Genomic DNA, 5800 nt, shown 5'->3' with positions numbered 1-5800 from the left:
CCGACCTTGGTGAGCAGCGACACGGCTTGCTCCCGACGATGCTTGCCGCGCAGGCCTTGGAACACAAGCGGCAGCTCGACGTTCTCGCGGACGGTCAAATGCGGAATCAATTCGTACGATTGAAAAATAAAGCCGATATGCGTCCGGCGGAATTCCGCAAGCCGGTTTTCACTCATTTTTTCGATCGCCTGGCCGCTGATCAGAATGCTCCCGGACGTCGGCTTCATCAAGCCGGCCATCAGGTTCAGCAGCGTCGACTTTCCCGAGCCGGAGCTGCCGAGCAGGGCGATCATTTCTCCTTTGTCCACCCGGAAGTTAATTTCGTGCAGGACAGGCGTGTTCTCGCTGCCGCTGCGAAAGCTGTGTGACAAATGTTCTACCGCAAGCACATAACCCCTCCGTTGTTGAATTTTTCTAATTCAGTATAGACGACCGTTCCATTCAGAAGTGGAAAAAGATGAAAAGTTAAGAAAACTTTAAGAGTCGCAGGCAAAAAAGCCGCCGGAACGTCCGTTTGGTAATAGACGTTTGCCAGGGCGGCCAATCCTGCAGCTATTGCAATGAATCTTGCTGTGCCCCTGCCGCAACGTTCTTCGCTTTGGCGTACAGGACAAGAAATCCGAGCATGGCGACGAACGAGAGTACGGAGCCGACCGCATACATGGCATGCGGGCTCCAGCTGTTGAACACCCAACCGCCGATCGTGCCGCTGAGCAGCCCGGCCAGACCGGACCACGTAATCGCGAATACCGCCTGGCCGCTGGCCCGGAAATGATCGGGGACTACGCTCTGAATGTACCGGATGGTCGTAAACAAAAATACGCCGAACGTGATCGAATGCATCATCTGAATGGCAATGACCCACATCGGGTTATCCACCAGGCTCATGAGCAGGAAGCGTATGGCATAAGCCATACAGCAGAGCGCCAGCAACGGCAGCTCCTTCAGCTTGTGCCCGTACTTGCTGAGCAGGAAGAAGACCGGAATTTCGCTGAGCGCCGACATCATCCACGACCAGCCGACGACGGATTGGTCTCCGCCGAGCCGCTGCAAGAACAAGGCGAGGAAGCCATCATTCATCCGGTGGGCGATGGATACCGTCAGTACTGTAAGCAGGAACGCGAGAAACGACCGGGAACCGATGATCGGGAGAAGCCCGGAAAAGTCCGGCTTTTTTACATTGGCGTCCCGCGTATCCGTAAGCAGGAACGACAGCAGCAGGGAGCAGGCAATCGTGCCGAGGCACAGCGCCACGGTCAGACCCGCGCCGTAGCTTTTGAGCAGCTGGCCGAACACGAGGGCGGCGAAGGCGAAGCCGATCGAGCCCCAGACACGGAAGGACGCATAGCTTTTGCCGTTCCGGCTCACGGTAAGCAGAATCAAGCTGTCGTTGAGCGAGGTGGTCGGCGACTGGAAAAAGAAGAAGGCGGCCATCAGCACTAGCAGAAGCCCGAACGTATCGGTGTGAAACGTCCAAGCCGCCATCAGCAGCTGCCCGATAAAAATGACGTTCAAAATCTTTTTCACGCTGCGGACCTTGTCGCTGGCTACACCCCAAACTAAGTTCGAGAAGATCCCGATCATCGGACCGACCGAATATAAAAGTCCGATTTGCAGCGTGGAAAAGCCTTTCGATTGGAAATATAAAGGAAAGAACGACGTAATCACGGCCATCGTCATGTAATACGTAAACGTAAAACCGCGCAGCACAATCTCGTTGCGCGGGGGTTTGGACATACTCATAAGCTTTCACTCGATTCGTTAGGTTTTCGGTTCGCGACCGGCAGCGGCCTCGGAATGGCTTCCCGCAGAGCCGAGCGGAGTACGGCCCAGACGACCGCCGCTTCCGCCGCGACGCCGAGCGATTGAGCCAAGGCGCCGATCATGCCGTTCCAGCCCGGAGTCTGGGCGACGCACAGCACAAGGACCAGCAGCGTTACGCACACGTTTGCGGCTTGAGACCAGACCATCACCTTCGTCTGGCTGCGCAGCATCAGCAGTCCGTTGCCGAAATCGAGCCATGGGAACACGAACGTCATCAGCATAAAGACGCGGAGCGTCGACAGGCTTGCCTGCATCAACCGCTCGTTAACGCCCATGACGTGCTGCATGAACCACGGTCCTGCCGGCGTATAAGCGAGCAAGGCGATCAGCAGGCTCGGGATGAGCGAGAGCATCAAGGTGAAGCGGACCACGGAAGCCGCATCCTTGCGGTAAAAGTTCAGCACAATCTGATGTACATAGGAAAAAAAGCTCTGCACCAGGTTCGTGAGGCTGGCGGCGATTGCAAACGAGGCGATGGCCAGCTTCAAGTCCGTCGTTTTTCCGAGAAAGGCGTTGATCGCCGGTCCCGAAATGACCGCAATGACCGACGAGAACAGCAGCGGCCGGTAAAACCGGAACACCTGCGAAGGCTTCTCGATCGGATGGTCCGGCTGCTTCTCCGGAATTTCGTTTTTTAACAAAGCCCTTCCTTCCCAGAAGCTCACGGCGGCTTCGATGACCATGCCCGTCAGGAAGATGATTGCGCCGACCGTTCCGCTGGTGACGCCGGTCCGTATAAAATAGAGCGAGAGCGCGTACATCCCGGCAAGCCGGATCGCCATGCCGATCGTCAGCCATTTGGTCCGCATGTTGTAAATAATAATGCCGTGAAACATGCAGCGGATGCCCGAAAAAATGCTGACGAACATCAAGATGCGGTACACCTCTACCATCGGCTTGACCATTGCAGCGTCGACCCCGAACAAACGCAAAAACACCCACGGTCCGACGGGGGTGTAGCTGAGGAATACGCCGATGAGGAAGATGGCCCCGAGAACATAAAGGCTGACCGCTGTCAAAGCGCGGAACGAGAGGCGGTCGCGCACCAATGCGGAGCACGTCTGCCGCAGCAGGACCGCCGGTCTCTCGGTAATGCCCAGAATGCTCATCGGCAGGGCGTAGCTTGCGATGACAATCTCGGGCGAGGCCGCGCGCGCCAGCGTGCTGTTAATGATGACATGGGAGATCGTAACAAGGCTCGCCGACATTCCGAGGGGAACAAAGAAGGCAAGCAGCTGCCGAAACGTAATGCGGGTTTGCTGCATATCGTTCATGTTGACTTCCCTCTTTTCACATGCCAAACATTATAACATGGATAGGGGAGTCAAGGGAGAAAAATTTAAAGTACCTACTGGAAGCGGCTCATCGTTCGTGATACATTTATATAGATAAACGGATCGATCAAACGGTGCGTGCCTTTTGCATAATTAAGAAAAGGTGAGAAAGGTGGAAACGGAGATGACTTACACGTTTGAACTGGACGAACGTCTCGGCATTCCGCTGCCCCGTCTTGAACAGGACTTTGAGGACTACAGCCAGCAGGAACAAGCGGAGATGCTTCTGCGCTGGGAGAAAATCCGCGGCAGCATTCCCGATCGGATCAAGCAATTGGAACGGGTCATTATCGCGAAGCAGGAGCAACTCAATGTGGAAGAGCATTTTCCGACGTCCTGCAGCTTGAACAGCGAAATCGCCGATCTGGCCAGCACGATCAACGAGCTGCATTTATGGTTCCGGGTTCATCAGGACATGCCCGATCGTGCGGTTCATCACTGATTGCGCGGCCCATTACCGAATATAATGGGGGGAACCCCGATGCATGCAATGCTATGGAATGGCAACACGGTACGCAGAAGGAGGGTGTAAGCTTGAGTTGGACCGATAGTCTAGGCAGGCTCGCAGCGCAGCTGACGTCGCATAAACCTTCGCTGTATCCCGACGAAGAGCTCGACGACTTGGCCGATATCAAGATCGGAAAGCTGTCGCTGGACGCCTTCGAAGGGGAACGGAAAGCCTATGCGCTGACGGTAAAAGCGGGGCTGCATTTGTTTAACGAGAGCCTGGAGAAATCGCATGCGCTATCCCAGGAAATTCATAATGCCGCAGGCAGCTACTGGCACGGAATCATGCACCGGATGGAAGGCGATTATCCTAACGCCGCCTATTGGTTTCGCATGGCGCGCAGCCTGCCGATTTATGCGGAGCTTGCGGAGCGGGCCTACGGTTACGTACAGACGGCAGACCTGCAGGGCATTAAAAATACGGCGTTCAGGGAACGGCTGGAGGAGTGGGCATCCGGGTCCGGTTGGGATCCCTGTGCGTTTAACGAGCTGGTCGAGCGGCACGTCACCCGGATACGGGACGAGCAGGCCGAGGAGCTTCTGGAGCATATCCAATGGCTTGAGATGCGCCTGCTTCTCGAATACGGCTATGTCCAAAGCGGAGGCGGAGGATCGTTGCTTGAGTCGCCGTAATTCGTCAGCCGATGTGCCCCAACGCCCGATTGGACTTATGCTGCGCGTGTATCGCTATGCGCTGCCGGAGGTGAGGGAGCAGCTTCGCCACTGGCGAGAAAAAGCGGAAGCGATGCCCGATCCCGAGCTCCGAAAGCAAGCGATCGCCAGCATGACCAGCAAGCAGTTCCACTGCGAAGGCGGTTCGGTCTATGCCGTAGCGAATCTGCCCATGCGTCATGTGCTCATTCCGTTGATCGTCGCTTTCCAGACGATTAGCGATTACTTGGACAACTTGTGCGACCGGAGCACTTCGCTCGATCCCGAAGATTTTCGGCGTCTGCATCAATCGATGCTCGATGCGGTCGATCCGGCGGAGCCGCTGCACGATTATTACGAATTCCGGGAAGAGAAGGACGACGCCGGTTATTTGAACGAGCTGGTCAAGACATGTCAAGCCAGTCTCCGGCTGCTGCCCTCTTACCCGCTTGCAGCGGATTCGGTGCGCGAGCTTGTCGGTCTGTACTGCGATCTGCAGGTGTATAAGCACATTCACCGGGAGCTGCGCGAGGATGCGCTGCTGTCTTGGTGGGAGAAGCACCGGGGACGGTTTCCGGCGGTCGCGTGGAATGAATTTGCCGCGGCTACGGGATCGACGCTTGGCGTTTTCATGTTGTTTTTGGCTGCTTCCGATCCGAAGCTGCAGCCGGAAACGGTCCGGCAAATTCACGAAGCGTACTTCCCGTACATTTGCGGACTTCACATTTTGCTTGATTATTTGATAGACCAAGAGGAAGATCTGGCCGGCGGCGATCTTAATTTCTGCAGCTACTACGATAATATGGATCGAACCGTCGAACGCATCGCCTTCATTGTGGAGGAGGCGAAGAGCAAGTCGGAACAGCTCGAGCATCCGGGATTTCACCGGATGATTATCGAAGGACTGCTGGCGCTGTACTTGTCTGATCCTAAAGTCAGCAAGCAGCGGCAAGTGAAGACGATATCCCGGAAGTTGATGAAGGACAGTCCGCTCATGCGCTTGTTTTTCTTCATTAACAGTATTTGGATCCGCAAAACCTCTTGATCCTATATACAATTAAAGAGACAGTCAAGATGACGAGGAGGAACCACCATGTCTGTAAAAAAAATTGCGGTACTCACGAGCGGCGGCGATTCCCAGGGGATGAACGCGGCCGTTCGCGCCGTCGTGCGCAGCGGCTTGTATCACGGTCTTGAAGTATTCGCCGTGCAGCGCGGCTATTCCGGGCTCATCAACGACGACATCCGCGAGATGGACCTGCGGAGCGTCGGCGACATCATTCAGCGCGGCGGAACGATTCTGCAAACGGCACGCTGTAAGGAGTTCGTTACGCCGGAAGGGCAGCAGCTCGCTGCGGACAACCTGCGCAAGCGCGGAATCGACGGGCTCGTCGTCATCGGCGGGGACGGCTCTTATCAAGGCGCGAACAAGCTGAGCAAGCTCGGAATTAAAACGATGGGACTGCCGGGAACGATCGACAACG

At 55.9% G+C, this 5800-nt stretch carries 7 protein-coding genes; 4 read left to right on the top strand and 3 right to left on the bottom strand.

The genetic code is table 11. The annotated features are described in order from the left end of the window. The 3 genes from QJ48_RS34130 to QJ48_RS34120 form a co-directional block, all read right to left on the bottom strand. A partial coding sequence (locus QJ48_RS34130; RefSeq protein ID WP_157261849.1) for an ABC transporter ATP-binding protein occupies positions 1-389 on the bottom strand: 389 nt, incomplete at its 3' end. A 163-nt stretch (positions 390-552) separates the two neighbouring features. Next, positions 553-1743, bottom strand: a complete 1191-nt coding sequence (locus tag QJ48_RS34125; RefSeq protein WP_054977726.1) for an MFS transporter — start codon at positions 1741-1743, stop codon at positions 553-555. Next, entirely contained in the window at positions 1740-3098 is a 1359-nt protein-coding gene (locus QJ48_RS34120; protein WP_054977725.1) for a hypothetical protein, read from the bottom strand. Before QJ48_RS34120 ends, QJ48_RS34125 begins: the two co-directional genes overlap by 4 nt. 184 nt (positions 3099-3282) lie before the next feature. On the opposite strand from QJ48_RS34120, the gene QJ48_RS34115 reads away from it, so the two are divergent. From QJ48_RS34115 to QJ48_RS34100, 4 genes are all read left to right on the top strand, one after another. Next, complete coding sequence (locus tag QJ48_RS34115; protein WP_054977724.1) at positions 3283-3600, top strand: hypothetical protein; 318 nt, start codon at positions 3283-3285, stop codon at positions 3598-3600. 92 nt (positions 3601-3692) lie between these two features. Further along, complete coding sequence (locus QJ48_RS34110) at positions 3693-4298, top strand: hypothetical protein (protein ID WP_054977723.1); 606 nt, start codon at positions 3693-3695, stop codon at positions 4296-4298. Between the two features lie 37 nt (positions 4299-4335). Beyond that, positions 4336-5361, top strand: a complete 1026-nt coding sequence (locus QJ48_RS34105; protein ID WP_193394549.1) for a tetraprenyl-beta-curcumene synthase family protein — start codon at positions 4336-4338, stop codon at positions 5359-5361. A 48-nt stretch (positions 5362-5409) separates the two neighbouring features. Next, positions 5410-5800 (top strand): 6-phosphofructokinase (locus QJ48_RS34100; RefSeq protein ID WP_193394548.1); only part of this gene is annotated, 391 nt, incomplete at its 3' end.

It is taken from the genome of Paenibacillus sp. A3, from assembly GCF_001399685.1.
Classification (GTDB): domain Bacteria; phylum Bacillota; class Bacilli; order Paenibacillales; family NBRC-103111; genus Paenibacillus_G.
Note: the sequence above shows the minus strand (reverse complement) of the source record. Positions and strands in the feature narration are given on the sequence as shown.

Coding starts and splice junctions, on each gene's coding strand:
- QJ48_RS34125 (WP_054977726.1), bottom strand. CDS start 1,743: ATGAGTATGTCCAAACCCCCGCGCAACGAGATTGTGCTGCGCGGTTTT.
- QJ48_RS34120 (WP_054977725.1), bottom strand. CDS start 3,098: ATGAACGATATGCAGCAAACCCGCATTACGTTTCGGCAGCTGCTTGCC.
- QJ48_RS34115 (WP_054977724.1), top strand. CDS start 3,283: ATGACTTACACGTTTGAACTGGACGAACGTCTCGGCATTCCGCTGCCC.
- QJ48_RS34105 (WP_193394549.1), top strand. CDS start 4,336: ATGCTGCGCGTGTATCGCTATGCGCTGCCGGAGGTGAGGGAGCAGCTT.